Origin of the sequence: Halobacillus halophilus DSM 2266, assembly GCF_000284515.1 — a bacterium.
GTDB classification, from domain to species: Bacteria; Bacillota; Bacilli; order Bacillales; family Halobacillaceae; genus Halobacillus; species Halobacillus halophilus.
In genome coordinates, this window is record NC_017668.1 from 1,702,618 (window position 1) to 1,728,311 (window position 25,694).

Genomic DNA, 25,694 nt, shown 5'->3' on the forward strand with positions numbered 1-25,694 from the left:
AGCTTAGAGGCATGCCTCTAAGCTTTACTTATTTCATAAGGTAATTTTGGCTTCACGTGTTTGGAAATTCACATCCTGATAATACGTGTTTTTAACCAAGGCATTGGGTCCGAGACATTCAACCGCCGGGCAATGACAGTTTAAACTTTTCGCTGTGCTTGACTCCAGCCAGTTTTCAAAAGCTTCCGGAAGGGAAGTGTTCTGAATGTTGCCAAGACCAGCTTCATCAGCAAAGTCTGTCACAATGATATCTCCGCTGAAAATATTGACGTTTAGCCGTGAGCGGCCATCCGGATCATTACGCACCGTGACATTTTTCTCCCGATACAAACGTTTCAGCATATCGAGGTCTTCCTGAGAGGAACTGCAAGGATAGTAGGGAAGCGTTCCGAATAACATCCACATATTATCGTTCCTGTGGTCCAGCAGACGATTGATCCCTTTGCGCATATCCTCAAGGCTTAAAGTTTCCAGGCTGCTAGCGAAATCTACAGGGTACATAGGATGCAATTCATGCCTGGCACATTTCATCTCGTTTACGTGGTCGTGGATAGCTTCCAGGTAAGGAAAAGTACGCCGGTTAAGCATCGTTTCGGCGGATACCATGACACCTTCATCGGAAAGGCGCTGGGAATTTTCAACCATTCGATCGAAATACATTTTACGATTATCTTCTGAAGGCTTTCTTTCCATACGGGCAAAACCGGTATGTATAAACTCTTCGATCGTGCCCCAGTTATGGGAAATGTGCAGGACGTCCAGATACGGAATAATCGGGAGGTACCTTTTATAAGGCAGAGTTAAATTGGAATTGATCTGGGTACGTACACCTCGGCTGTGTGCATACTTTAATAGCGGCAGGACATATTGGTCAACTGATTTCTTAGACATCATAGGTTCCCCGCCTGTAATACTTAACGTTCGCAAGTGAGGAATTTCATCCAGACGTTCGAGGATCATGTCGATGGGCAGCGCATCCGGGTCCTGATTTTGGAGTGTGTATCCGACCGCGCAGTGTTCACATCTCATATTGCACAGGGTCGTGGTAGTAAATTCTATATTAGAGAGTGTCATTTTTCCGTGTTCTTTTACGTCCATATAGGCTTCCCAGGGGTCGTATGATGGTGTGAGCTGGCGAAGGGTTGTGTTATTTTCTGACATTATAGGAAACTTCCTTTCTATCAATACGTTTCGTTCCGATTCAAACCTATCCTATTCTATCACTAATTCGTCCCCAGCCCCTATAATTCCTTTAGAAAAAGGCTCCGTAAAACTTCCGTGCTGATATTAAAGTAAAGCTCCCGATACTTGAAGACTCAGTTTCAAGATAACTTGGGTCCGTTGCCCCAAAAGGATGAGGGCGGCTACGGAAACAACTCGCTTTCCTACGGGGGAACGGTGAGCTTCCTCGCTCGTTTCACTCCCTGCGGGATCTCACCTAGTCCCTTCTCCCGTGGGAGTCTCGTCGTTTCCTTCGCCGCCCGAACGATAGCTGATGAGCGGACCCTGCTATAGGAGAAAGGAGCCATACTGCATCTGCCTCAAATGCTTCTATAACAGGTTTCCTACACGTAAACACACGTGAAAACCAGTATGGATCTCGTTCATGGGAAGGCGATTATGGAAAGATTTTCGAGCTCTCCATAAACGCAAAGGGGCGGAAGGGAACGGCGAAGACTCCTGTGGGATGAACATGATCGGTGAGATCCCGGAAGGCGTAGCCTGAGGAAGCTCACCACATGCCCACGGAAAGCGAGCCGTTCCCTGGAGCCCCTTCTCCACCCAAGATCTCGAAACTGAGTCTTACAGTAACCGGCTCTTTAGCTGAATAAGTTATCAAATTAGCAAATACTTAACGGGGTTATGAAAAGAAGGGGAACGTGATCATTTTATAGAAATTCTAAGAGACGCTGATTAGGAGGCGATTGGATGAAAAAAACAGTATTAATAACAGGTGCTTCTAGCGGCTTTGGTTTTCAAACAGCCGTAAAGTGCGCAGAACGAGGATTTCACGTGATCGCAACTATGAGAAATATGGATAAAGCTAAGGCATTTTTTTCAGGAGATATAGATGAAGAAATTACTCGACGCATTGAAGTCTGGCCGCTTGATGTGACCGATTCTTTCTCATTATTTGAATTTGAGAATCGAGTGCAGCAAACGGAACGAATTGATATATTAGTCAACAATGCCGGATACGCTCTAGGTGGATTTGTTGAACAAGTTCCTATTGAAGCGTACAGACGTCAATTTGAAACGAATCTCTTTGGCGTCATTCGTGTAACCCAAGCCATTCTGCCAATTATGAGACGGCAGAAAAGCGGAAAGATCATGAATGTTAGTAGTGTGAGTGGTTTAATAGGCTTTCCGGGATTATCAGCCTATGTTGCTTCCAAGCATGCACTTGAAGGATTTTCCGAGAGTCTGAGGCTCGAGATGAAACCATTCGGAATTGATGTAGCACTAATTGAGCCAGGGTCCTATCAGACGAATATCTGGTCCTCCGGGATGGAGCTTCCTGAGGAGGCCCACAATCCTGATTCCCCATACGCCGATTACTTGAAAGATCTTTGGAAAGCCATGCAGCAGGGGAAACGGAGTGACCCTGGTGATGTGTCCAGCTTAATGACTAAGTTAGCGGGTAAGGACAGCTTATCCAGGCTGCGTTATCCGATTGGCCCCGGTGTCAGGTTCAATATTATCCTGAAAAGGGTGCTGCCCTGGACATGGCTTGAAAAGCTGATTCTGAGCCAAATACGATCCTCCTAGTTTCGTAATCCAAAATCTGGGTAACAGTACAGAAGGAAATGAAAGGGGAGATCGGTCATGGCAGAACAACCAATCATATTAAAAGGAGCAGAGGAAATACGCTTCGAAGGGAATGAAGTAGGTATCCTCATCTCTCACGGATTTACCGGCACGAATCAAAGCATGAGACCTCTGGCGGAAGCTTATGCAAAAGAAGGATACACCGTTTGTGCTCCGCGATTAAAAGGTCACGGAACAACACCTGAAGATATGGAAACCACCTCTTATGAGGACTGGATCAAGTCAGTGGAAGATGGCTATCATTGGCTGAAAAATCGTTGCGACATGATTTTTGTGGTTGGTTTATCCATGGGTGGTACATTAGCTCTTCATATTGCAAAGAAATTCCCAGACATTAAAGGCGTCATTCCTATTAATGCGGCTATTAAAATTCCAGCAATGGAAGGAACGGTCGCTATGGAAGAGCGTTTTATAGATGCGATTGGCTCCGATATTAAAAATCCGGAAGTGGAAGAGCTGGCTTATGAGAGAACGCCTGTACGTTCAGTCAATCAGCTGCTTACCTTAATGACCCAGGTGGAAGAAGGGATGTCAGATATACATTGTCCGATTCTAATTTTTGTATCGGATGAAGATCATGTGGTTCCGCCTCATAATTCAGAGATGATCTTTGACTCCGTTTTTTCTGAACATAAAGAAATTGTCCATTTAGAAAACAGCTACCATGTGGCTACGCTCGACCATGATCAGGACTTAATTATTGAGCGAAGTCTGGAATTCTTTGAGATGTACGCCAAGACAATGGGGTAACCATCAGATCTCCATTCGGTAAAAGAGAGATTAGTTGAAGATTTAACGGAAAACTACTATAATATGGAATATCAAGAAAAGTAACGGTATAAAGCCTTCAAGGGGAGCCCTCCGGCTGAGAGTGAACGATGTTCTGACCCTTCGAACCTGTCAGTTAATACTGGCGCAGGGATGGCGGCTTTTTTGATGGTGCAATGCAGTCGGGAATCCTCCATCAGGAAGCTTCCCTTTGGCATTGCTTTTTTTGTGTCTTTAATAAGGAGAGGATACAATGCAAAATAGACGAGTATTATTTATGGTAGAGGTGGCGATTTTCTCAGCCCTTGCCATCTTGCTGGATATTATTCCGTTTCTATCCTTTAAACTGTGGGCTCAGGGCGGATCGATATCATTTGCCATGGTTCCGGTCTTTATTATGGCTTTCCGCTGGGGTGTGAGAGGCGGAGTGTTAACCGGATTGTTACTGGGATTCTATCAGATCCTGACCGGGGCCATCATTATCACTCCTATGCAAACCGTGATCGACTACATTCTGGCTTTTGCGGTCATTGGTCTTGCAGGAGTGGTAGCGAAACCACTGTGGAATTCGATTAAAGAAGATCATAAAAAGTCGTTAGTCATGTGGATAGCTATCGGCTGTCTTATTGGCAGTTCTCTTAGGTTTATCGGTCACTTCATTGCCGGTATTATATTTTACGGGAAATTTGCACCAGAAGGTCAGCCTGTTTGGTTATATTCTCTGCTCTACAATGGCGGCTATATGCTCCCTGCCTTTATCCTGAGTGCCCTGGTTGTCAGCCTGCTCTTTGTGAAGCGTCCCAAGTTAATCGTAAGATAAATAAAACCCTGTCTAGAGTCCCTTTTCTAGTCAGGGTTTTATAGGTGGTTCCACCTATTATTTACCAGGTTTGAGCCAAAAGGATTAGGGCTAAACTGTAAAGTATTTAAAAAGGGGGACCGTAACGTGAAGAAACTTAAGAACTTACATAAAAGCAAGGTCTTTTGGATTATATTTGCATTTATACTCATACTTTCTATTACGATTGGTTATCACACATCCTGGAAGGCTCTTCCTGAAGGAGTTTCTTATGAGGGAGATGTTCATTCCATGGATGATATTGAGTTCTTTTACGATCTGACTTATGAGAATGAATCAGGGGAAACGGTGCACGACAGGCAGATCTTTCAGGAGTTAAATAACACGATTGCGGAAGCGGATGACTTTATTGTCGCAGACATGTTTTTATTTAATGGTTACACGAATGGAGAGAAAGATTTTCCTGCTATTTCAGAGAATCTGGTCAACGCGATTGTCCGTCAGAAAGAAGAAGTTCCGGATCTTAAAGTTGTGTTTATTACCGATCAGATTAACACGATTTATGGATCCTATGAATCGGAGACCATTCGCCGTCTGGAAGATGCTGGGGTGGATGTGGTTTTAACAAATTTGAATAAACTGCGCGACTCTAACCCTGTCTACTCTAGTATCTGGCGTCTGTTCTTTTCCTGGACAGGCACAGAAGGAGAAGGCTGGATCGGTAACCCACTGGCTAAAGAAGCACCGGATGTTACCTTGCGCTCTTACTTAAAACTACTGAATATTAAAGCCAATCATAGAAAGCTGCTCGTTACAGAGGATGCGGCTATGGTTTCGACAGCAAACCCTCATGATGCAAGTGGCTATCATGAGAATGCAGCGTTTAAGATGGAAGGTCCGATTATTAAAGATATTTTAGAGGCAGAGGAAGCTGTGGTCAATTATTCTGGAGAAGCTGACTTCCCAGCGTATGAAAACCGTTCCTGGGAGAAACAGGAAGGTAACTTGACTGCTCAGTTTGTTACCGAAGGAAAAATCTATCGCTCGATACAGGAAGAGTTGAAAAAAGCAGGAGAAGGTGATGAAGTGTGGCTCGGCATGTACTACTTGTCGGATCGCAAAATTATAGACCTTCTGGACAAGGCAGCGGATCGCGGGGCAACCGTCAATATTGTGATGGATCCGAATAAAAAGTCCTTCGGCCATGAGAAACCCGGACTCCCTAACCTGCCGGTAGCAGCGGAAATGCAGCGGCTTGGAAATAACAACATTAACCTACGCTGGTATGATGTCAATATTGAACAGTACCATGCCAAAATGCTATATATTAATAAAGGCAGCGATAGTGTAATCATCGGGGGTTCTGCGAATTACACCCGGCGTAATCTGGCGAATTTAAACCTGGAAGCGGATGTGGTGATTAAAGGGAATTCAGACGAGGACGTTTTTCAAGAGGTAGACCAATACTTCGATCGGATCTGGAATAATGACAGCGGCCATTATACAGCAGACTATGAGGAATACAAAGGGAATTTAACTCTTATTCGCTACATTACGTATCATCTGCAAAAATGGACCTGGTTTACTACCTATTAAAAAAAGCTCACTGACAGCGTCAGTGAGCTTTACCTTTGATTTAGTCTAAAATGCCTGAAGCTTTCTCCTGGTCAGTCAGAATTAAAAGAACTTTTCCTTCATCCATATCCTCTTCATACTCTTCAGCTTCAGACTCTGAGAATCCCATTTCCTCAAGCTTCGTCCGCAGCTCGTCACCTTGTTTACTGAAAATGTTACTGATGATATTGGTGAAATCCTGTTCGGAAAAACCGATCGTGTTTGCATCTACATTATTGGCGATGCGTTTGGTGCGGTCGTCATCATGAGAAAGAATGTAAATATCGGTTGGATGGATTCCACTATCCTTTAATGATTTGACATCCTGCATTAATTTTTCATCATTGCTATATTCTCGAATCATCGGTTTCATTCGTATCATCTCCTCTTTTCAATAATGATGTACAGTAGGAATAATACCCGTTTACTTATTGTAGAAACATATCAATGTTCTATTTTCTTTAAGAAGGATTTATCAGGATAGGAGTCGAAAAAGTACGGAATGGAGGGAAAAAATATGAATAAAAATAAATCGAATATTATCGCCACGTTTTCTATCGCAGGATATGATCCGAAAACGGGAGAGTTAGGAGTGGCCGTACAGTCGAAGTTTCTAGGGGTAGGTTCGGTTGTTCCCTGGGCCAAAGCGGGTGTGGGAGCCATTGCGACCCAGGCTTTTGCTAACCCTTCCTACGGACCGAATGGACTTTCCCTTCTTGAAGAAGGTCATACAGCGAGTGAAGTGATTGAGAAACTGACGGCGGAGGATGAATTTTCAGAAGATCGTCAGGTAGGAATAGTAGATGCAAAAGGAAATACTGCCACTTTCACAGGTAAGCAGTGTTATGAGTGGGCAGGCGGCATAACCGGAGAACATTATGCGGCACAGGGAAATATTCTGGTGAACGAAGAAACGGTAACCCATATGGGGCGTGCTTTTGAGCAAGCTTCGGGGTCTCTCGCTGACCGTTTGCTGGAAGGATTAAAAGCTGCCCAGAAAGCTGGAGGAGACAGCCGCGGAAAACAATCTGCTGCTATTTATGTTGTCAAAGATAAAGGCGGGTACGGCGGCTTGAGTGACGTTTTTGTGGATCTTCGCGTGGATGATCACCCTGAACCTATCCAGGAACTTATACGCATTTATCAACTGCAGCAGCTCTATTTTGGAGAAACGCTAGAGGAGCATAGGTTACCCGTTGAAGGGGAAGTGAAAGCGGATATTATCGCTCAACTCCACCGGTTAAACTACATGGAAAGCGTCGATTTACCAGACTCTGACTTGTATGATGCGCTAACAGCTTATCTGCATACGGAAAACTTTGAGGGCAGAGAACAGGAAAGAGGTTGGATCGACCAGAAAGTCCTCGCGTTTATGAAAAACCAGAAATAGGGACGTCTCTCTTACAAAAAAGAGATCCGTCCAATCATCTTATTGCTTCTTACAGATAAGCTCCCATTACTTGAAGACTCAGTTTCGAGATAAATGGGTCCGTTACGATAGATGGATAAGGGTTGGTGGGGAAATAACTCTCTTTCCTGTGGGGGAACTGGTGAGCCTCCTCAGTCGTTTCACTCCTTGTGGGGTCTCACCTAGATCCTTCTCCCACGGGAGTCTCGCCATTTCCCCACCAACCCAACGATTTCTTGTGCACGGCCCCTTCTAGAAGAGAAAGATTCTCCTACTTAATCTGGATTAAATGCTTTTATGACAGGCTATTGAGAGTTAATACATCCTGAAATAGGTAGAAAATCTAATGGTCTAATTCCTCATCACGCAGGTGATGTTGTAGGGGGTTCGATCCTCTCATTTCAGTAAGGTCCGGAGGGGGACGATGTAGACTCCTATTTTAAAAGCGGAAGCACCTTGCTCAGCGGCGTATGGACTGGAGTGAGCTGGCGGAGATATAGAAAACACGAAGAGCGGAGCGATTCGATGTTGCCTTATCGTACAGAAGTGAGGGAAGTCTCACTAGCCGCTAGGTGCTGGAGCTGGAGAGCACTACATGTCGTTTAGGACATGATTGACGTTTGCAACTTCCTGAAGGGTAAGAGCGGGATAAACATGATCGGTGAGACCCCGGAAGTCGAAGATGAACTGACCCCTTAAAATTGGACACATTCATTAAAATTATCACGCCAATTCTTGAAAGCGGGCTCGATAGGAAATGGGGCTTATTCTGAGCTTCGATTTGATGCGTTTATGATTATAATAATGGATATATTCCTCTAATTCTTGTTTGAAATGGGCCACACTTTCAAATTCTCTTAAATAAAGGAATTCCGATTTCATGATACCGAAAAAGTTCTCCATAACGGCGTTATCATGACAATTCCCTTTTCTGGACATGCTTTGGGTAACTTGATGGTCTTTCAATTTCTTTCGATAGGGAGCCATTTGGTAATGCCATCCCTGGTCGGAGTGCATAACCAGTTCATCCGATGGATGAAGGCGTTCAAATGCTTGGTCTAACATGTTGTTCACCAAGGAATAGGTGGGTCTGGAACCAATTGTGTACGTGATGATTTCTCCATTGAATAGATCTAAGACAGGGGAAAGATAAAGCTTCTCGCCAAATAGCTTGAACTCCGTAATGTCTGTCACCCATTTCTGATTCGGCTGATCCGCCTTGAAATTCCGATTTAAGATGTTTGGAGCCGTTTGACCAACTTTCCCTTTATAAGAACGATATTTCTTCATTTTCACCGTAGACTGAAGCCCCAGTTCTTTCATAAGACGATAGACTTTTTTATGGTTCACTTCATGACCTAGATTACGAAGCTCATTTTCAATGCGGCGATAGCCGTAGCGACCTTTATGTTCTTTAAAAATGGAGGTGATAAGCTCCTTTAATGGTCGGTCCGTTTTTGGCTCGAGTTGCTTTTCTTTCCAATGGTAATAGGTACTTCTAGGGATATCAGCTATTTCCGTCAGCTGTTTAACTGGAAAATGAAACCTTAACTCATCGATTACTTGCGCTTGTTCTTCTTTCGAGATGCTTTCTTTTTTTGAGCTAAGGTCTCTAACTTTTTTAAGTATTCATTTTCCATCCGGAAGCGTTCATTCTCTTTCTTTAAGGCTTCATAAGAATCCATTGAATCTTCTTTCTTCTTATGAGACGTCATCTGTGTTGGCCCCTTCCTTGCAGATTCAAGGGCTTGTTTTCCGCCTTCCAGCCACTTCTTACGCCATCGGCGTACCATGGAGAAATCGGGGATGTGAAACATAGCGGAAGCTTCTCGAATCGAATATTCTTCTTCCTCTATACGTTGAATTACTTTCAGTTTAAAGGCAGCTGAATAGTTTGTATAGGGGAAGTCGAAGGCTTCACTACCATGATATTCGGATAATTTCACCCAATAACGGATGGAAGAACTATCCACTCCCAACTCTTTTTCTAAGTCACGGAAACTGACATTTTCCGTGAGATAACGTTGGACGATCAGGTACTTTTCTTGAGAAGTAAGTTTAGACATATGTTGGGTCCCTCCTAAGTTTCATAAGGTGTCCAACATTTGGGGGTCATTACAAAGACTGAGGAGGCTCAGCACATGCCCACGGAAAGCGAAATCGTCCCCCGTAGGACCTTTCCTCTCACAAGATATCTCGAAACTGAGTCTTCCACAATCCGGCCCTATACTGTAACAACTTGCTTATAAGATCACCAGACACATTTAATGAGTCTTTAATAACAGGTGTTTTTCTATTCAATGAATTGGTTAAATATGTTAAATTAAGGTTAACCAAGAATATCATGTCACTTTAATAAAGGTGGTTTTCAGGATGGGTTTAGTCATTGTACTCCTGATGATTGCAGCGCAAGCTATGTTTCTAATCAGCTGGGGGAAATCAGGCTACGACTGGGGTACGTTCGAAGTAGACCGTAAAGAAAAGTGACGCTCAACAGCTAGGTTCAGAAGGTATGAAACGGAAGACCCGATGAAGGATCATTGGGTCTTTTTGTCCTTCCAGTTAAAACGTTTTCGTAATTAGGACGACCTTGGAGTGAGTTTGATGGAAAACGGTGTAGCGAATCATGTTTTTGACATAATTTTTATTATAAAGTTGGCAGCCATTATAGTTCCTTTAATAGGTATTTCTTTTATTTTGAGGAACCTATTAGGGGCAGATAAGAAGAAATGGTTTTCCTATAATCATATTAATGATTTTCATAAAAAAGGGGACTCGAGGCTTCGTGGTTTATTTATAATCCTTATCCTCGCATCGTTGCCGTGGACTATAAATAAGCCATTGGCTATATCGGCAATGGTAGCCATATTTACAGTAGTCCTGCTTGGCTTTCAGGCCTTCGCAGAATGGAAGTTCTCATCTAACAGACAGAATTTTAAAGTCTCCCTGGTGGAAATCGGACTATTTTTAATAGCTTTACTAGGTGTAGTACTCTGGTTTAGCTAGAGGAACTTTTGAAAAAGTAAAGAATGAGGGGCGTCAATGAAAGATTTAAGAGATAAAATTTATGGAAGCATATTGGTGGCAGCAGGAGTTATTATTGGAATTACCCTGGTGCTGTCTTATTTTGATCTTTTTGAAGATCTTCGATTGCTGCGAACTCTAATTATCGTAGTGATGATTGTGCTTATTATCTTCATTCTGGTTCGGTGGAAAGAACAATTAGACGAAAAATATAAATAGTGCACGGCAATAAAGTGTCAGCTTAGATAGAACTAAGCTGATTTTTTTATTGGTTTCAAAAAAAGAAAATCGACATTGACTTCACTAGTTAATTTCATTATCATCTAATTAGATAGTTAGCTAATTAGATAGAAAAGGAGACTTATTATGCAGTTAGATAAAATGGTAGCCTTTCATAAAGCCGCTGGGGACCCAACACGGTTACGTATTATTGCTCTGCTTAGACAGGGACCGCTTCATGGGCAAGCTATTGCAGGGAAACTTGGCCTTAGGCCGCCGACAATTACCCATCACTTAAAAAAATTAAAGGATACGGGAATGGTTTACTCACGCCGGGATAAAAACACGATTTATTTTTATCTGGATGAAAAGAAACTTACATTTATGGCAGAGGCTGTGACACGAATAGGAGATGAAAATGTGAAGGCTGATAAAGAATGGCAGGTAACAGAGAAAGAGGAGCGCCAGATTCTTCAAAACTTTATCACGGTAGATGGAAAACTCAAGCAGATGCCCAGCCAGTTGAAGAAGCGAGTCGTTATTCTGGCTTATTATGTTAAAGCATTCCAACCAGGAAAAACTTATGAGGAGAAAGAAGTGAACGAATACATTCAAACGTTCTTTGAGGATTATGCTACGGTGCGAAGAGAATGGATTATGCATCACTTCATGTACAGAGAGAACAATCGTTATGAACTTAACCCTGAAGAAATGTGGCCCGTCGTTGTCTAATGATGACGTTGGTCTCTTTTTTTAACCAACTAATTAGATAAGTATCTAATTTTAAATTGTGGAGGGTCTAAGGGATGTTAGCAAACGATTCGTACCGCCGCTTGTTTTATTATTCATCGGCAGAAGACTCCCTCTTCAAGCGCCGTGTCGAAGATCGGTGGTAAGGGGGAGATGAATGCCTTTGAATATTTTCCCTTCCGTGATATCCTAAAGTAAGAACATACGTTCCTTGTTAGGAGGTGGAAAGGTTGAGGTATAAAGCGTATAACTTTCGTATCTATCCAAATAAAACCCAAGAATTGCTCATCGCTAAGACAATCGGTTGCGCTCGTTTTGTCTTCAATCATTTCCTCTCCGAATGGAGCCGTGCCTACAAGGAGACCGGAAAAGGTTTGAGTTACGCTACTTGTTCCAAACAACTACCCAACCTTAAAAGAGAATTCCTTTGGTTAAAGGAAGTGGATAGCACGGCCATCCAAACGTCGGTCAAACATCTTTCTGACGCTTATGAACGGTTTTTCAAAAAGCAAAACCAACCTCCGCGGTTCAAATCAAAGAAGAACAAACTCCAGTCCTACACCACAAAATGCACAAACGGAAATATTGCCATCCAGGATCGCAAAATCAAGCTGCCTAAGCTGGGGCTTGTGAGATTTGCCAAGAGTCGTGAAGTGAAAGGTCGCATCTTGAGTGCGACGGTTCGCCGCAACCCGACCGGAAAATATTCTGTATCCATTCTTGTTCAAACAGATATTCAGGAACTTCCTAAATCCAACACTTATGTTGGCATTGATCTCGGATTGAAAGACTTCGCTGTTCTCTCGAATGGCACCACCTATGAAAACCCACGATACCTACGTAAGACCGAAAAGAAACTAGCAAAAGCTCAACGTATCCTTTCCCGAAGGGAAAAGGGATCTTCGAATTGGCATAAGCAACGTATTAAAGTAGCTAGACTTCACGAGAAGATAGCGAACTCCCGCAAAGATTATCTGCATAAGATTTCTACCGAAATCATCAAAAACCACGATGTGATCGGGGTAGAAAATCTCCAAATTTCCAATATGCTCAAAAACCGAAAACGATCCAAATCGATTCGTGATGTGAGCTGGTCGATGTTCACGTCAATGCTCGAATACAAAGCAAAGTGGTACGGGAAGCAGTTGGTAACCGTATCGAAAGTTTTTGCGAGTTCACAGCTGTGTTCCAAGTGCGGATACCAAAACCGTGAGGTGAAGAATCTCGCTGTTCGAACGTGGGATTGCCCGAATTGTGGCAGCCACCACAACCGCGATCTAAATGCGAGCTACAATATATTGAAGGAGATTCAAAGGATCCTTCCAACCGTCGGTGCGACGGGGCTAGCCTAATCATTTGAACGAACCGTTAGGTTCGTGCTCTTAGGAATCCCCCAACTTCAAGGAGTGTCAGCGAGTAAGTGGGGGTAGTTCAATCAGGCATCATTAGTGGAGTGGGGGACAGATTCAGCCAGGTCGCCGTGTTGACGCTTATTCTGCAGGTTACCGGCTCAGGGATGGCGGTAGGGACAGCACTCGGTATGCGGATTTTTCCTTACCTTTTTCTTTCGCCGATCGGTGGAAAAGCCGCCGACCGAATCGCTCCCCAATACCTTATGATAGCCGCTGACTTGCTTCGGATTCCTTTTGCCCTCAGCTTTGCTTTGATTGAATCGGATAAGGATATGTGGATGGCTTTCACAGGAATTTTCGTCCTGTCGTGCGGGGAGGCTTTTTATCAGCCGATTAGAAAAAGCACGATTGGAAAGATAACCGAACCTTCACAATTAACGGTAGTTAATGGATTGGAACAATTTAGAACCGGAGTTGTGCTTATTTTAGGGTCCGTAACAGGGGGCGCCGCTGCCTATTTTTTTGGAACGGACATAGTGTTTGTGTTTAATGCCGTGTCATTTGCTGCAGCCGCTTTTCTAATTAGAAAACTGGAAGTAAAGAAAAACCCTGTTCAAGAGAACTCCGAACCTCCACGCATAGAGATGAAAGCCCGGGACTGGCTGAGTACAGGTATTCTTCTGGTAGTCTTCATTCAATGGTTAGGGGCAGGGATGGACGGAATTTTTAACGTAATGATCAGCGTCTATGCCGTTGAAATTTTTTCGAGCGGTGAGCTTGGGGTAGGTCTACTTTATGGTGCGCTTGGAACGGGACTCATGACGAGTTTTTTCTTAATGAAACTTGTGAAGCGTCATCCGCTGCTCTTTTCCATACTTGCGCTTGTCGTGGAGGGGGTGCTGCAGGGGGCTGCGAGCCAGGCGGGAACCTTATATCAGCTTATGCTCTCTTTTTTTGTGATAGCTCTGATCGGCGGAATGTCGGGAGCTTTCCTGGATACACTCGTTATGAAAAGGATTCCTTCCGTCCGGCAGGGTAGTGTGTTTGGATTTATTGAATCAGGTTCGAATGTAATCCTTGGCATGACGATGGTGGGTGGAGGATTAGCGGTGGACGTTTTTCCTATCAGGAATGTAGGGTTTACAGGCGGGATGGTCGGGTTTTTTAGTGGACTTTTAATTCTTATGTACAGGTTGTTCAGGCATAAATATTTGAAAAAACAGTCATAAGTTGGAACAATAGGAGATAGTTACCAGTGTTAAGCTGGAAAGCTATGGGTGCAAAGGTTTAAAACTTTCCAAAAGAGGAAAATAAGTTGTAATTACTGGGAAGAGGGAGGAACTATGAGTAAAGGTACAAAAACGTGGAATATGGTTCGTGTAGATGGTTCTGACGCCTATGCAACGACGGACATTGTGGCCGAAGAGTTTCCTCTCACCATTATGATTAATGGCCAGGAGTTTGCCACAATGGTCTGTACCCCGGATCACCTGGAAGAATTGGTGATTGGGTTTTTGGCAACCGAAGGAGCAATTTATACCATAAAGGAAATAGAACAGCTATCTATAGATGAAGAACGAGGATTTGCTTATGTGGAAACTTCTCGCCCCATTCCAGTGGGAGAAAGCGAACAGAAACGCTGGATTGGTTCCTGCTGCGGGAAGAGCCGGGCTTTTTATTTTCAAAATGATGCCAAAACGGCCCGCACCGTGATGAATCAGTTTACTTTATCTCCGGAAAGCTGCATGCAGCTGATGGAATCGTTTCATGAAAACGCCCACACCTTTCAGCGTACGGGCGGGGTCCACCAGGCGGCCATAGCATCAGATGGAGAAATAGAAATCCAGTTTTCAGATATAGGAAGACATAACGCTTTAGATAAGCTTTACGGTCACGTCATTAAAAACGGAGGCCGCAAAAAGAATCACGTCATTATTTTCAGCGGTCGCATTTCTTCAGAAGTACTCTTGAAGGTATCGAAAATGGGGATCGGGTGCCTGTTGTCTAAATCGGCTCCTACGGATTTAGCCCTGCAGCTTGCTGAAGATCTAAACATAACCGCTGTCGGATTCATACGCGGCGGGAGGATGAATGTTTATACTCATCCGGAGCGTATTGAGTTAAAAGAAAAGGACGATACCGTCACACCGAACAGGGAGGAATTCAATTGAACGACAGAGACCATACCGTCGTGACCATTAATGGCACGGAATATTTAGCTGATCCGGGGCAGAATTTATTAGATTTAATTAACACAACAGACGAGGATGTACCTCAAATATGCTACAACGAATCCCTTGGGCCGATCCAGACATGTGATACATGTATGGTTCAGGTTAATGGGGAAATTCAGCGCGCCTGCGGAATGAAAGTGGAAGCAGGAATGCGGGTCCAGACGAAGCTGCCTCATGTACATAAAGCACAAAAAGAGGCGCTTGATCGGGTGCTTGAAAAGCACGAACTTTATTGCACCGTTTGTGATTATAATAATGGAGATTGCGAGATTCATAATACCATGGCGGACTTCGGGCTTGATCACCAGTCCCGTCCGTTTCAGCCGACATCTTATAACCGTGATGACTCCGGGTCTTTTTACCGATATGATCCGGATCAGTGCATTCTTTGCGGACGCTGTGTAGAAGTCTGTCAGGACGTTCAGGTAAACGAAACGCTGACCATTGACTGGGAACGCCAGGAGCCTAGAGTTATCTGGGATAACGATGTGCCGATTGACCAGTCTTCGTGTGTAAACTGCGGCCAATGCTCTACCGTTTGTCCATGTAATGCCATGATGGAAGTAGGAATGGAAAAAGAAGCCGGCTTCTTAACCGATCAGCAGCCAGGTATTTTAAAATCGATGATCGACTTAACGAAAAAAGTGGAAACGGGGTACGGGCCTTTATTTGCCGTATCTGATTCAGAAGCGGCCATGCGTGAAGAGCGTATCGATAAAACGAAAACCGTTTGCACCTACTGTGGAGTTGGCTGCTCTTTTGATGTATGGACAAAAGACCGCGAAATTCTGAAGGTAGAACCTCATCCTGAGTCCCCGGCAAACGGCATTTCCACCTGTGTCAAAGGGAAATTTGGCTGGGATTATGTGAACTCAGATGATCGTCTGCAAAAACCGCTGATCCGCCGCGGAGATACCTTTGAAGAAGTAGAGTGGGAAGAAGCAATTGCTTATGCGGTTCGCCGTATGAATGAAATTAAAGCTGAAAAAGGAGCCGATCATCTAGGGTTCATCTCTTCTTCTAAAGCGACCAATGAAGAGTCTTACTTGATGCAGAAGATTTCCCGCCAGGTCATTGGTACGAATAACGTCGATAACTGCTCTCGTTACTGCCAGGCACCTGCCACCAAAGGTCTATTCCGTACCGTTGGCTATGGAGGAGATTCCGGGTCCATTGATGATTTAGCTAAATCTGAGCTAGTGATGACCATTGGTTCAAATACTGCAGAGTCTCATCCGGTGCTAGCTTCAAGAATCAAACGTTCCCAAAAGCTGTTTGGCCAAAAACTGTTCGTATTTGACCTGCGAAAACACGAAATGGCTAAACGCGCCGATCGTTTCTTCAGCCCTAAATCCGGTACCGATCTTGTATGGATTTCTGCCGTAACGAAGTACATTCTGGACCAGGGCTGGGAAGATCAAAACTTCTTGAACGACTGGGTAAATGGTTTTGAGGATTACAGAGAAAGCCTGGAGCCGTTCACTTTGGAATATGCTGCCAATATGACTGGCTTCTCAGAAGAGGACTTGAAAGACCTTGCCAAGGAGATTGTGGAAGCCAAAACGGTGTCCGTCTGCTGGGCGATGGGTGTAACGCAGCATATGCTGGGAAGCGATACGAGTACAGCCATTTCCAACCTGCTATTGATCACAGGTAACTACGGCAAACCGGGCACAGGCGCGTATCCACTTCGCGGTCACAACAATGTACAGGGCTGCAGTGACTTTGGAAGTCAGCCTGACCAATACCCAGGCTATGAAAGCGTAACGGATGATGAAGTAAGAAAACGTTATGAAGAGGCATGGGGTGTGGATCTGCCACATGAAAAAGGCATGGACAACCACGAAATGATAGAAGCCATTCATGATGGCAATCTGTCCATGATGTATGTGATTGGGGAAGATACAGGAATCGTCGATGCCAACATCAACTACGTAACTGCCGCTTTTGAAAAACTCGATTTCTTTATCGTGCAGGATCTGTTCCTTACACGAACAGCGGAATACGCAGACGTTGTTCTTCCGGCTTCTCCAAGTTTAGAGAAAGAAGGGACGTTCACGAATACGGAAAGAAGGATTCAACGATTGTATCAATCTTTAGAGCCGCTGCAAGGAACAAAACCAGATTGGGAAATCCTGCAGGATATCGCTAAAGAAGCAGGCTTTGATTGGAATTACAAGCATCCATCTGAAATTATGGACGAAGCGGCAAGTCTGGCTCCTTTATTTGCCGGTGTAACTTACGATCGTCTGGAAGGCTATGATTCTCTTCAGTGGCCAGTAGCGAAAGATGGAACAGACGAGCCATTGCTCTTCGTAGATGGTTTTCCATTCGAGGATGGGAAAGCGCGCCTTTATCCATTAGACTTTGAATTAATGTATGACACAACAGAAGAATATGATTTACACGTAAATAATGGACGTTTACTGGAGCATTTCCACGAAGGGAATATGACGTACCGTTCCGCAGGTATATCCAGGAAGACACCGGATTCCTTCGTAGAGGTTTCAGAGGAGCTGGCGAAAGAACGGGGCATTGAAGAAGGAGCCCGGGTTAAGCTGATCTCTGAATCAGGTGAAGCGACTGGAACTGTAACCGTTACGGATCGTGTGAAAGGGAAAGAGCTGTTCGTGCCTATGAATGGAACCGGAAAATCAGCGGTGAACCTGCTTACCGATAACCGGGTCGATAAGGACACAGATACACCAGCTTATAAAGAAATTGCGGTGAAAATGAAAGTGCTTAAGAAAAAAGGTAAATCACCAATTCCTGATAACAATCATAGACGCGGTAATCCTGTCCCTCAAATCAGTGTTAAAGTTGAGGAGAAATGGAAGCGTGACGATTACGAATTTCCTGGAAGTCAGGTGAAGCGATAATGGCGAAACCAATTACGAGCATTAAAAAGTATGAAGCCAGCCGCGAGGAACAAATTGAGAAAGATTTTGAAGAAGTAAAAGCGGCCATTGCCGATAATAAAACAGCCATTTTAAAGGGAATTGATCTTTTAAAAGCTCTTGAGGAAAGTGAGACGCTGGATGCTGCTACGGCTTTCACCTACAAACGAAAAGAAATACTCGCTAACATTGTAGAGGAAATCAACCGTGATATGTATACGGGTATTCTGGAGAATATTCCAGAAATCGTCTATCTGCTGGGTGATCTGGATTTGAAGACAGTAAGGGACGTAACCTCTAAGCTTAACCAGGGTATGGAGGAGATGAACACTGCTGCATCCTCCAAGGAAAAAACATCCGTCCTGGATTTAGCTAAAGCGCTGAAAGACCCTGAAATCAATCGCAGCATTACCATGCTCATGAGTTTCTTAAAAGGTATGGGACGTAACTAACTAAATAACAAATCAAACAGCCTTCTCCTTCATGCACCCAGGAGAGGGCTGTTTTTGTATTGTAGTATTTTATGGAACTTACTCTGGGTCTATTGTGAGATTAAAGAATAGGTTTCAAATCTTATAAATTGGAGAATATAAACATTTTCACATGATAATAGATCTTCTATGGTTAACAACTACACGTCTATCTATACTATCAGAACAAAAGTGGGAAATCCTATCTAAAGGGTAAGGAGGAGAAGGTTTTGAAAGAAAAAAAGAAAACAGAGCTTTTCTATTTGAGTATTGGTTATGGCGTCATATTAATGTTGTTGCTTGCTTCAATAAAATTTTTATTAGTAGATGACTATATAGGGAATTTTTTAATCGTGGTTAGTATTCTCTGTATGGGAAGCATCATAAGGTATTTCGAACGAATCCTTCTCCCGGAATCGAAAGAAAGTCGAATCATAAAAGCTGTTTTCATTGGATGTATAATCTTAATAGGTTTAGGTGGTCTTCTTATTCTATTCTAACCATTCATAGAGAGAAGTGTTGAAGGTGTATCGACAGAAATGGAGAGTCCACTGAAGGAATCCCTCACTTCCCGCCATCCCTAAAAAATCCGGGAGACTACATGAACTCTCTCATTAAGATCAGATCAGTTTCTATAGGACTAGTGTCGTGAGAGAAATATCCATTTCGTAGACCGAAAAGGCACCCGGTTAGCAAGAAGCGATTCCCGTATAGAAATGGAAGAAATAAGAAGCCGAAATAAGTGGTAAGATAGTTAGCAAGTACGCAGGGAAGGAGATTGTATATGCAGTTAAAGCCAATTTATAGAATCAGAACGTTCGTCGTACCAGAATATCTGGAGAAGGTTATTAAAGGGGTATTGAAGATTGATGACTTAGAATATGGTCATTATAAACATGTGGTCTGGCATTCCAATGATGGAGTAGAGCAGTTTGTTCCTTCTGAAACTTCCGTACCAACAGAAGGGAACATAGGAGAAACGACTAAGGTTACTTCGGTTCGAGTGGAATTTTCCATTCCGAGAGATGAAAAGCTGCTAAGAAACATTATTGAACATGGTATTTACCCTAACCATCCCTGGGATGAGCCTGTTGTCCAAGTAACGGAAGAGGTAGAAGCGAGAAAGCATGATTCATTTTCAACTGAACCCTCTAGAATGGGCGGATAATAAAAATAGATTTTATGGAAGGTCTTGTTTCATGTAAAAGTCCCAGATGGATACCACCTGGGACTTTTACATATTTGTTAAATCTCAAAGAAAAACCAAATAATCATGATGAGTTGAATCACGATTTTCGCTACCGTCCCGCTTAAAAACCCAAACAGAGAACCGATGGCGGCTTTCCATGCTTCCTCATTGGATCTTTTCTGAATCAGTTCCGTCACGATCACGAGAATGAATGGCAGAACGATAATTCCAAACGGCGGGATAATAAATGAACCAACGATGACACCAACAGCGGCCATGCGCTCTCCCCACTTACTTCCTCCATATCGCTTTACAAAATAGCTGTTCGCTATAATATCAGAGACGATTAGTAATACCGTTAATAGGATAATGCCTGTCCAGAAAAACCAGGATAATTCTTCGCCATTAAGAAAGAAGAAATAAGCCAGAAACCCGATCCATAAGACCAGTGGGCCGGGAATGACTGGAAAAATAACACTTGCGAAGCTGGCTAAAAAACATACGATAATAATAGCCCATATGAGAACTTCCACGGATTGACCTCCTTTCATGTACATTGCTGTATACGATTGAGCATGACAATGGTTCCATTACAATCATAGAAAAACCGAGCTTGGCAGGCAAGCTCGGTTTTGGTGAAATTTATTTAAGTCCTAATTCCTGACGGTCAGGTGGAGCCATAAATTCAGGTCCTACTGGATCTTGAATATGCTTGCGCAGAATTTCATCGATATCCTGCATCGTTTCCTGATCAATGCTGAAGTTTTCCACTTCCTTAACAGGGTCCAGCTGATCCGGACGACGGCCGCCCATTAAAGCGACTCCGGAACCTGGCTGATCAAGCACCCAGCGAAGTGCGAGGTGCAGGACGCGTTTACCGTAACGGTTCTGAGCGAGCTGATCCAACTCCTGAACCGCGTTTAAGTACTGCTTGAATCTTGGCTGCTGAAACTTAGGATCTTCATTTCTCAAATCATCGCCTTCAAACTCACGGTCAGAGGACATTTTACCTGAAAGCAGACCGCGGCAGAGGGATCCGTAAGAAATCGTAGTCATATTGTGTTCCTGTACATAAGGAAGAATATCCTTTTCAATATCTCTTTCAAATAAGTTATACGGTGGCTGCAGCGTATGAATCGGTGCTGCTTCCCTGAATATATCCATTTGTTCTGGTGAAAAGTTACTTACACCAATCGCTTTAATTTTACCTTGCTTATGAAGGTAGTGCAGTGCTTCTGCCGTTTCGTGAATCGGTGTAATCGGGTCAGGCCAGTGTACCTGATAGACATCAATGTAGTCTGTCTGCAGGCGCTGTAAGGAGTCTTCCACTTCTTTATGAATTCGTTCTTTGCTTCCATTTCTAAAAACAGCGTCATCGTTCCAGTCCATGCCTACTTTGGTTGCCAGGACGATATCCTCTCGATTTCCGTCATATTGCTGAACGGCTTTTCCTACAATTTCCTCGGAGCGTCCAAAACCATATACTGGAGCGGTATCAATAAGATTAATTCCATGATCAAGCGCTGTATGAATGGTATCGATGGATTGTTTTTCATCTGTTCCACCCCACATCCAGCCGCCGATCGCCCATGTTCCTAATCCGAGACGACTTGCATTGATGGAAGTACCTTGAATATTTGTTTTTTCCACTTCCGTTCACCTCCAAAATTATAGCATCTCATGCTCTGAAGTATGTACCCGGTACTAAACTAGTCTAATCATCCGAGAGCCTGTCCAGCCTTTTTATTATATTCAATTATTTATCCAATTGAGATATAATGGCAGGGGGGAGTGATCACATGGAGACGGCCAAACGTACATATACAGAACCAAAGCCGAAAAAAAGATGGAAAAAAACCGTCTTTATCCTGGGGATGATTTTAATGGCAATCGTCGCAGGTCTCGTTATTTTTGTAAGCGTTTACACAAGTCGCAGCTTACCTGAAGTAAGTGGAGAAATTCAGTTGGAATCGCTCAGCAGTGCAGTAGAAGTGGTTCGTGATAAACAGGGAGTACCTCATATTACTGCAGATTCATCGCGTGATTTATTTATAGCTCAAGGGTACGTCCAGGCACAGGACCGTTTATTTCAAATGGAACTGGCCAGGAGGCAGGCCTCAGGAACGTTAAGTGAAGTGGTCGGGGAAGCCACCATCGAACAGGATCAATATTTTCGAACGCTTGGGTTAAGAAGAGCAGCCGAAGCGTCACTCTCAGCTTATTCTGATGAAGCCATCCAAAGCCTCGAGGCCTTTGCGGAAGGGGTAAATGCATATATGGAAGAAGCGGAAGAGGGGAACCGGCTGCCTCCTGAATTTGCGTTGATGGGCTTTTCTCCAGATCCATGGAAACCGGTGGATTCGTTAACAATAGGAAAGTACATGGCTTTTGATTTAGGCGGCCACTGGGAACGCCAGGCCTTTAATTACTATTTGACCAACGAATTTTCAGAAGAACAGGCGTTGGAATTGTTTCCTGCTTATCCGGATGACGCTCCGAAGGTTTTAGAGGAAACGGAACAAGTAGATGTAGCTGCCAGCTTTAAAGATATCGTAATTCCACACGAGTTTAACGGCAGTAATAACTGGGTGGTGAGCGGGGAAATGACCGAATCAGGTGCCCCCATACTTGCAGATGATCCTCATCTCGGGCTGGCCACCCCGTCCATTTGGTATCAGATGCAGTTAAGTGCACCGGATTATGACGTGTCAGGGGTTATTTTTGCAGGGATTCCAGGGATTATTTTAGGACATAACAACCACATTGCCTGGGGAGTAACCAATGTTGGTCCGGATGTTCAGCAGCTTTACTTAGAGAAAAGAAACCCAGAGGATAGCAGTCAATTTTTATTTGAAGACGAATGGGAGCAGGCAGAAGTGATTCAGGAGCCGATTCGGGTAAAAGATCAGGAAACCCTGGACTATGAAGTTGTGGAAACCAGACATGGACCCGTAATTAGTGAGTTCGCCGAACAAAGCGGTGACGACGTTGTTTTATCTCTCAGATGGACAGCTTTGGACCCTACCACTGAACTGGAAGCCATACTGGAAATTAATCGAGCGGAAAATTGGAACGAGTTCGAAAAAGGGCTGGAGAAATTCCTGGCACCGGCTCAAAATTTCGTATTCGCTTCTGAGGATGGCACAATCGCTTATAAAGCGAATGGGAAAATTCCTATCTATAATAATGGCGACGATGCTTTACTGCCCATGAGAGGCTGGGAAGAGGAAGACCTGTGGCAGGGATATATTCCTTTTGAGGAGCTTCCGAAAACCGTAAATCCTGAAAAAGGATACGTAGCTACCGCCAATAATAAAATTACGGACGACAACTACCCTTATCATATTAGTCATAACTGGGCTCAGCCTTATCGCTATCAGCGTATTGTCGAGATGCTTGAAGAAAAGGAACCATTAACTTCTGAGAAAGTGATGGATATGCAAATGGACGTGAAGAATTTACAGGCTCAGGAGTTTGTCCCTTATTTACTTGAGGTTACGAAAAAGGAGGCACTTTCCGAGTCCGAAACAGCAGCACTCAAACTCATGCAGGAATGGAACTATGAGGACCAGAAGGAGCTCGCCCAGCCGCTTATTTTTCATTCCTGGATGGCAAATATTCAGGAAGAGTTATACAACGAAGCGATCCCGAAAGAAATGCTTGATTTATTCCATGGAGCCGGCCAGACCACCGATGAATTGCTGCGTAAAGTTCAGGACAGTGGATCTTCGATTTGGATGAATAAAAACGGAGGCGTTTCCGAGGTGGTTACGGCTGCTTATCAAAAGACCATGACAGAACTAACCAAGGAACATGGGGGAACCCCGGTGGAGTGGACGTGGGGAGCGGGTCATGCTGTTGAATTTACTCATCCTCTGTCGAACATTCAAATGTTGGAACGATTCTTTAACCCTGGCGATCCTCTGCCGGTCAGCGGCAGCCGTATCACTGTAAGGGCGGCTGGATATAACAGTAAAGGGCTGGTTAATCACGGAGCTTCCTGGCGGTTTGTGCTGGACCTTGAGAATATGAAAGAAGCCTATCATCTGATAGGACCGGGGCAATCCGGCCATTTTAGAAGTGAATGGTACCACGATCAACTGAAAGACTGGGTGGATGGGGAGTATCATCTAACAACGACAGAGGGATATGAAGGACGGGAGTTAACTTTAACCCCTTAGTAACAGGCAAGAAAGAGGATTTCAACTGAGGAATCACTCTAAGCGAAGGATCTATGTATATATAAAAGCTCTTCTCTTGATCAAGAGAAGAGCTAAACTTTGTGGTTGCTTTATTTTTCTTCTAGAGCTCCAACCATCAATTCAGCGGCACGTTCGCTCGACATCGGATTTTGACCGGTGATCAGATTACCGTCTCGTACGGCATGAGAAGTCCAATCTTCCCCTTTAGAGAAATGGGCTCCTAGATCACGTAGCTTCGTTTCAAGCATGAAAGGCATAAAAAGATCGAGTTCCATGCCCTGTTCTTCCGAATCTGTAAACGCAGCGATGGCTTTACCCTGAACGATTGGCGTCTGATCTTCATAAGTGGCATTCACCAGTCCGCTTGGGCCATGGCATACCGAACCGATTATGTTATTCTGTTCTGCATGCTGCTGCAATACATATTGAAGGGTATCGTTATCAGGGAAATCGAACATGGTTCCATGTCCGCCCGGGAGAAAGATTCCGTCAAATCCCTCTGCGTCTTCCTTAGAAAGTTTAGCGGTATCTTTAAGTTCTTCCTGAGCTTCCTGCCATTCCGAGACTTCTTCTTCAGGGATGCTGTTTGGATCAAGAGGAACTTCTCCGCCTTGAATACTGGTTACTTTCACCTCATAGCCTTGCTTTTTAAAGGCATTGTAAGGAACGGCGTATTCTTCCAGCCATAGTCCAGTCTCGTAATCATCGGTAATTTTCCCGTGATTGGTTACGACCATTAATACTTGCTTTGAGCTCATGATGGTCAGCCTCCTGTTCTGCATTTTGGTAATTATTTTGTCCTACGCATATGGTTATATCACGCAACAAGGAAAAAAACGAAATAGTTTGCTCACGTAATCTAAGTTCAAATACGTGTGAGAGGAAGAAAACTCGTGATAAAGTTAGTGAACATGGAAGGAGTGGATTTATTTGGCTAAAATAGCGATCACTGCCGTATTTAAACCAAAGAACGGTCATAAAGACGCGTTGCTTGATGAACTTGAAAAGGTGAAAAAGGTCTCCAGGAAAGAAGAAGGGTGTCTCCAATATGACCTTCATCAATCCATCGAATCAAATACTATTTTCCTATACGAGGTATGGAAAGACAGCGGTGCTGTCCAGAACCATATTGAGACAGTCCATTATAAAACCTATCGGGATAATACAGAGGATCTTTTAGAGTCAAGAGAAGTGAGCAAATGGAATTTGATTTAGACTGCCCGAACGCACAAAATTATAAAACGTATGTTTATTCCATTTTGAAGCAGGGTAACCTCTAAATGTAACCCAGTTTCTAGAGAAAGGATGAGTACAAAATGGCACGTAATTCACAGTATCAACCAATCGGTGGAAGTGGGTTTAAACTTTCAGATGCTCAGGAAGTAGCCTATGCAAAAGAATTTAAACAGGCAGACATTGCTGGAGGATACCGTAAACCTCGAGTAGAGCAGGCTAAACAAGAAAACCCTAAATTAAAACAATAAAATTATAAAAAAATTATTGGTTTAAAAAAGCCCAGGCATGCAAAGGGATACATCCTTGCAGCCTGGGCTTTTCTGCGCTCTTTTCCACCCCGCTTAGTGAAAACGCTTCCTTGATAAATCCCATCAAATCAGGAGTCTGAACACTTGATAAAAAAAGTCAGAACTTTTATAGTAATAAAAACAGCGCGTACATTATCGCTCTAAAGCATAAACTTGAAAAAGTTTACAATAGGAAAGGAAATGTACTGTTTAAATGTTTAAAGAGTGGTTATGTATTTGGAATCGTTCCCATATGAATGCTGAAATTTCAGAATATTGCGATATTTAGAGATGGATGCTGGGTAACTTGAATTCCTGCTGCATGCTATAAGCAAGAACATGAGAACGATATTCACTCCAAAGGAAAACCAGGAGTAATTATAAGAACAACTCAAACGGTTACCCATAGGAAGGTC

24 protein-coding genes and 1 riboswitch are annotated in these 25,694 nt (G+C 43.6%); of the genes, 18 read left to right on the plus strand and 6 right to left on the minus strand.

Translation table 11 applies throughout. From position 1 onward, the window contains the following. Positions 1–33: 33 nt before the first annotated feature. Positions 34–1,161, minus strand: coding sequence for a radical SAM/CxCxxxxC motif protein YfkAB (gene yfkAB, locus HBHAL_RS08410; RefSeq protein WP_014642944.1), 1,128 nt, complete (start codon positions 1,159–1,161; stop codon positions 34–36). 768 nt (positions 1,162–1,929) lie between these two features. Between yfkAB and HBHAL_RS08415 the strand changes: the two genes are divergently transcribed. The 4 genes from HBHAL_RS08415 (at position 1,930) to HBHAL_RS08430 (ending at position 5,992) form a co-directional block, all read left to right on the plus strand. Further along, positions 1,930–2,769, plus strand: a complete 840-nt coding sequence (locus HBHAL_RS08415) for an SDR family oxidoreductase (protein ID WP_014642946.1) — start codon at positions 1,930–1,932, stop codon at positions 2,767–2,769. 57 nt (positions 2,770–2,826) lie between these two features. Further along, entirely contained in the window at positions 2,827–3,579 is a 753-nt protein-coding gene (locus HBHAL_RS08420) for an alpha/beta hydrolase (RefSeq protein ID WP_014642947.1), read from the plus strand. A 90-nt stretch (positions 3,580–3,669) separates the two neighbouring features. Then, positions 3,670–3,768, plus strand: a riboswitch (TPP riboswitch). An 82-nt stretch (positions 3,769–3,850) separates the two neighbouring features. Continuing rightward, positions 3,851–4,417 (plus strand): energy-coupled thiamine transporter ThiT, encoded by a 567-nt coding sequence (gene thiT, locus HBHAL_RS08425; RefSeq protein ID WP_014642948.1) that lies wholly within the window; start codon positions 3,851–3,853, stop codon positions 4,415–4,417. A gap of 126 nt (positions 4,418–4,543) precedes the next feature. After that, positions 4,544–5,992, plus strand: a complete 1,449-nt coding sequence (locus HBHAL_RS08430) for a phospholipase D family protein (RefSeq protein WP_014642949.1) — start codon at positions 4,544–4,546, stop codon at positions 5,990–5,992. 40 nt (positions 5,993–6,032) lie between these two features. Here HBHAL_RS08430 and HBHAL_RS08435 read toward each other — a convergent pair whose 3' ends face one another. Next, complete coding sequence (locus HBHAL_RS08435) at positions 6,033–6,383, minus strand: general stress protein (protein WP_014642950.1); 351 nt, start codon at positions 6,381–6,383, stop codon at positions 6,033–6,035. A 144-nt stretch (positions 6,384–6,527) separates the two neighbouring features. On the opposite strand from HBHAL_RS08435, the gene HBHAL_RS08440 reads away from it, so the two are divergent. Further along, the gene (locus tag HBHAL_RS08440; RefSeq protein ID WP_014642951.1) at positions 6,528–7,400 is read left to right on the plus strand and encodes a DUF1028 domain-containing protein; all 873 of its coding nucleotides are present in this window, start codon (positions 6,528–6,530) and stop codon (positions 7,398–7,400) included. 741 nt (positions 7,401–8,141) lie between these two features. On the opposite strand, the gene HBHAL_RS20820 is transcribed toward HBHAL_RS08440, so the two are convergent. After that, positions 8,142–9,484 (minus strand): IS3-like element ISHaha3 family transposase gene (locus tag HBHAL_RS20820; protein WP_087946063.1). Its coding sequence is split into 2 segments (ribosomal slippage): positions 8,142–9,043 and positions 9,043–9,484, totalling 1,344 coding nucleotides; the frame shifts between segments, so codons are not numbered across the junction. A 538-nt stretch (positions 9,485–10,022) separates the two neighbouring features. Between HBHAL_RS20820 and HBHAL_RS08455 the strand changes: the two genes are divergently transcribed. The 10 genes from HBHAL_RS08455 (at position 10,023) to HBHAL_RS08500 (ending at position 19,532) form a co-directional block, all read left to right on the plus strand. Next, entirely contained in the window at positions 10,023–10,424 is a 402-nt protein-coding gene (locus HBHAL_RS08455) for a DUF4181 domain-containing protein (protein WP_041601292.1), read from the plus strand. A 36-nt stretch (positions 10,425–10,460) separates the two neighbouring features. Next, positions 10,461–10,661: a hypothetical protein gene (locus HBHAL_RS08460; protein WP_014642955.1), complete on the plus strand. Its 201-nt coding sequence runs from the start codon at positions 10,461–10,463 to the stop codon at positions 10,659–10,661. Between the two features lie 147 nt (positions 10,662–10,808). After that, positions 10,809–11,393, plus strand: coding sequence for a DUF2087 domain-containing protein (locus tag HBHAL_RS08465; RefSeq protein ID WP_014642956.1), 585 nt, complete (start codon positions 10,809–10,811; stop codon positions 11,391–11,393). A 239-nt stretch (positions 11,394–11,632) separates the two neighbouring features. Further along, on the plus strand, positions 11,633–12,763 hold the full coding sequence (gene tnpB / locus HBHAL_RS08470; protein WP_014642957.1) for an IS200/IS605 family element RNA-guided endonuclease TnpB: 1,131 nt from the start codon (positions 11,633–11,635) through the stop codon (positions 12,761–12,763). A 68-nt stretch (positions 12,764–12,831) separates the two neighbouring features. Beyond that, on the plus strand, positions 12,832–13,992 hold the full coding sequence (locus HBHAL_RS08475; protein ID WP_014642958.1) for an MFS transporter: 1,161 nt from the start codon (positions 12,832–12,834) through the stop codon (positions 13,990–13,992). A gap of 114 nt (positions 13,993–14,106) precedes the next feature. Continuing rightward, complete coding sequence (gene fdhD, locus HBHAL_RS08480; protein WP_014642959.1) at positions 14,107–14,934, plus strand: formate dehydrogenase accessory sulfurtransferase FdhD; 828 nt, start codon at positions 14,107–14,109, stop codon at positions 14,932–14,934. Beyond that, on the plus strand, positions 14,931–17,876 hold the full coding sequence (gene fdhF / locus HBHAL_RS08485) for a formate dehydrogenase subunit alpha (protein WP_014642960.1): 2,946 nt from the start codon (positions 14,931–14,933) through the stop codon (positions 17,874–17,876). Before fdhD ends, fdhF begins: the two co-directional genes overlap by 4 nt. After that, positions 17,876–18,346, plus strand: a complete 471-nt coding sequence (locus HBHAL_RS08490; protein WP_014642961.1) for a DUF1641 domain-containing protein — start codon at positions 17,876–17,878, stop codon at positions 18,344–18,346. The genes fdhF and HBHAL_RS08490 overlap by 1 nt, the downstream gene beginning before the upstream one ends. 248 nt (positions 18,347–18,594) lie before the next feature. After that, positions 18,595–18,864, plus strand: a complete 270-nt coding sequence (locus HBHAL_RS08495) for a hypothetical protein (RefSeq protein WP_014642962.1) — start codon at positions 18,595–18,597, stop codon at positions 18,862–18,864. A 284-nt stretch (positions 18,865–19,148) separates the two neighbouring features. Beyond that, on the plus strand, positions 19,149–19,532 hold the full coding sequence (locus HBHAL_RS08500) for a hypothetical protein (RefSeq protein ID WP_014642963.1): 384 nt from the start codon (positions 19,149–19,151) through the stop codon (positions 19,530–19,532). Positions 19,533–19,609: 77 nt separating this feature from the next. On the opposite strand, the gene HBHAL_RS08505 is transcribed toward HBHAL_RS08500, so the two are convergent. Both HBHAL_RS08505 and HBHAL_RS08510 read right to left on the minus strand, forming a co-directional pair. Then, complete coding sequence (locus tag HBHAL_RS08505; protein WP_014642964.1) at positions 19,610–20,086, minus strand: DUF456 domain-containing protein; 477 nt, start codon at positions 20,084–20,086, stop codon at positions 19,610–19,612. Positions 20,087–20,195: 109 nt separating this feature from the next. Then, entirely contained in the window at positions 20,196–21,203 is a 1,008-nt protein-coding gene (locus tag HBHAL_RS08510; RefSeq protein ID WP_014642965.1) for an aldo/keto reductase, read from the minus strand. 149 nt (positions 21,204–21,352) lie between these two features. Here HBHAL_RS08510 and HBHAL_RS08515 point away from each other — a divergent pair, with 149 nt between their 5' ends. After that, entirely contained in the window at positions 21,353–23,734 is a 2,382-nt protein-coding gene (locus HBHAL_RS08515; protein WP_014642966.1) for a penicillin acylase family protein, read from the plus strand. Between the two features lie 110 nt (positions 23,735–23,844). Here the strand turns inward: HBHAL_RS08515 and HBHAL_RS08520 are convergent, their stop codons facing one another. Beyond that, positions 23,845–24,513: a type 1 glutamine amidotransferase domain-containing protein gene (locus HBHAL_RS08520; RefSeq protein WP_014642967.1), complete on the minus strand. Its 669-nt coding sequence runs from the start codon at positions 24,511–24,513 to the stop codon at positions 23,845–23,847. Positions 24,514–24,685: 172 nt separating this feature from the next. Between HBHAL_RS08520 and HBHAL_RS08525 the strand changes: the two genes are divergently transcribed. Then, positions 24,686–24,970, plus strand: a complete 285-nt coding sequence (locus HBHAL_RS08525) for a putative quinol monooxygenase (protein ID WP_014642968.1) — start codon at positions 24,686–24,688, stop codon at positions 24,968–24,970. Positions 24,971–25,071: 101 nt separating this feature from the next. After that, the gene (locus HBHAL_RS20825) at positions 25,072–25,239 is read left to right on the plus strand and encodes a YfhE family protein (RefSeq protein ID WP_014642969.1); all 168 of its coding nucleotides are present in this window, start codon (positions 25,072–25,074) and stop codon (positions 25,237–25,239) included. The last annotated feature ends 455 nt before the right edge of the window (positions 25,240–25,694 follow it).

What these genes read in the sequence shown, in the direction of transcription:
- HBHAL_RS08420 (WP_014642947.1), top strand. Translation starts at nt 2,827, where the DNA reads ATGGCAGAACAACCAATCATATTAAAAGGAGCAGAGGAAATACGCTTC.
- HBHAL_RS08415 (WP_014642946.1), top strand. Translation starts at nt 1,930, where the DNA reads ATGAAAAAAACAGTATTAATAACAGGTGCTTCTAGCGGCTTTGGTTTT.
- HBHAL_RS20825 (WP_014642969.1), top strand. Translation starts at nt 25,072, where the DNA reads ATGGCACGTAATTCACAGTATCAACCAATCGGTGGAAGTGGGTTTAAA.
- HBHAL_RS08435 (WP_014642950.1), bottom strand. Translation starts at nt 6,383, where the DNA reads ATGAAACCGATGATTCGAGAATATAGCAATGATGAAAAATTAATGCAG.
- HBHAL_RS08465 (WP_014642956.1), top strand. Translation starts at nt 10,809, where the DNA reads ATGCAGTTAGATAAAATGGTAGCCTTTCATAAAGCCGCTGGGGACCCA.
- thiT (WP_014642948.1), top strand. Translation starts at nt 3,851, where the DNA reads ATGCAAAATAGACGAGTATTATTTATGGTAGAGGTGGCGATTTTCTCA.
- HBHAL_RS08515 (WP_014642966.1), top strand. Translation starts at nt 21,353, where the DNA reads ATGGAGACGGCCAAACGTACATATACAGAACCAAAGCCGAAAAAAAGA.
- HBHAL_RS08490 (WP_014642961.1), top strand. Translation starts at nt 17,876, where the DNA reads ATGGCGAAACCAATTACGAGCATTAAAAAGTATGAAGCCAGCCGCGAG.
- fdhD (WP_014642959.1), top strand. Translation starts at nt 14,107, where the DNA reads ATGAGTAAAGGTACAAAAACGTGGAATATGGTTCGTGTAGATGGTTCT.
- yfkAB (WP_014642944.1), bottom strand. Translation starts at nt 1,161, where the DNA reads ATGTCAGAAAATAACACAACCCTTCGCCAGCTCACACCATCATACGAC.
- HBHAL_RS08440 (WP_014642951.1), top strand. Translation starts at nt 6,528, where the DNA reads ATGAATAAAAATAAATCGAATATTATCGCCACGTTTTCTATCGCAGGA.
- HBHAL_RS08460 (WP_014642955.1), top strand. Translation starts at nt 10,461, where the DNA reads ATGAAAGATTTAAGAGATAAAATTTATGGAAGCATATTGGTGGCAGCA.
- HBHAL_RS08455 (WP_041601292.1), top strand. Translation starts at nt 10,023, where the DNA reads ATGGAAAACGGTGTAGCGAATCATGTTTTTGACATAATTTTTATTATA.
- HBHAL_RS08520 (WP_014642967.1), bottom strand. Translation starts at nt 24,513, where the DNA reads ATGAGCTCAAAGCAAGTATTAATGGTCGTAACCAATCACGGGAAAATT.
- HBHAL_RS08500 (WP_014642963.1), top strand. Translation starts at nt 19,149, where the DNA reads ATGCAGTTAAAGCCAATTTATAGAATCAGAACGTTCGTCGTACCAGAA.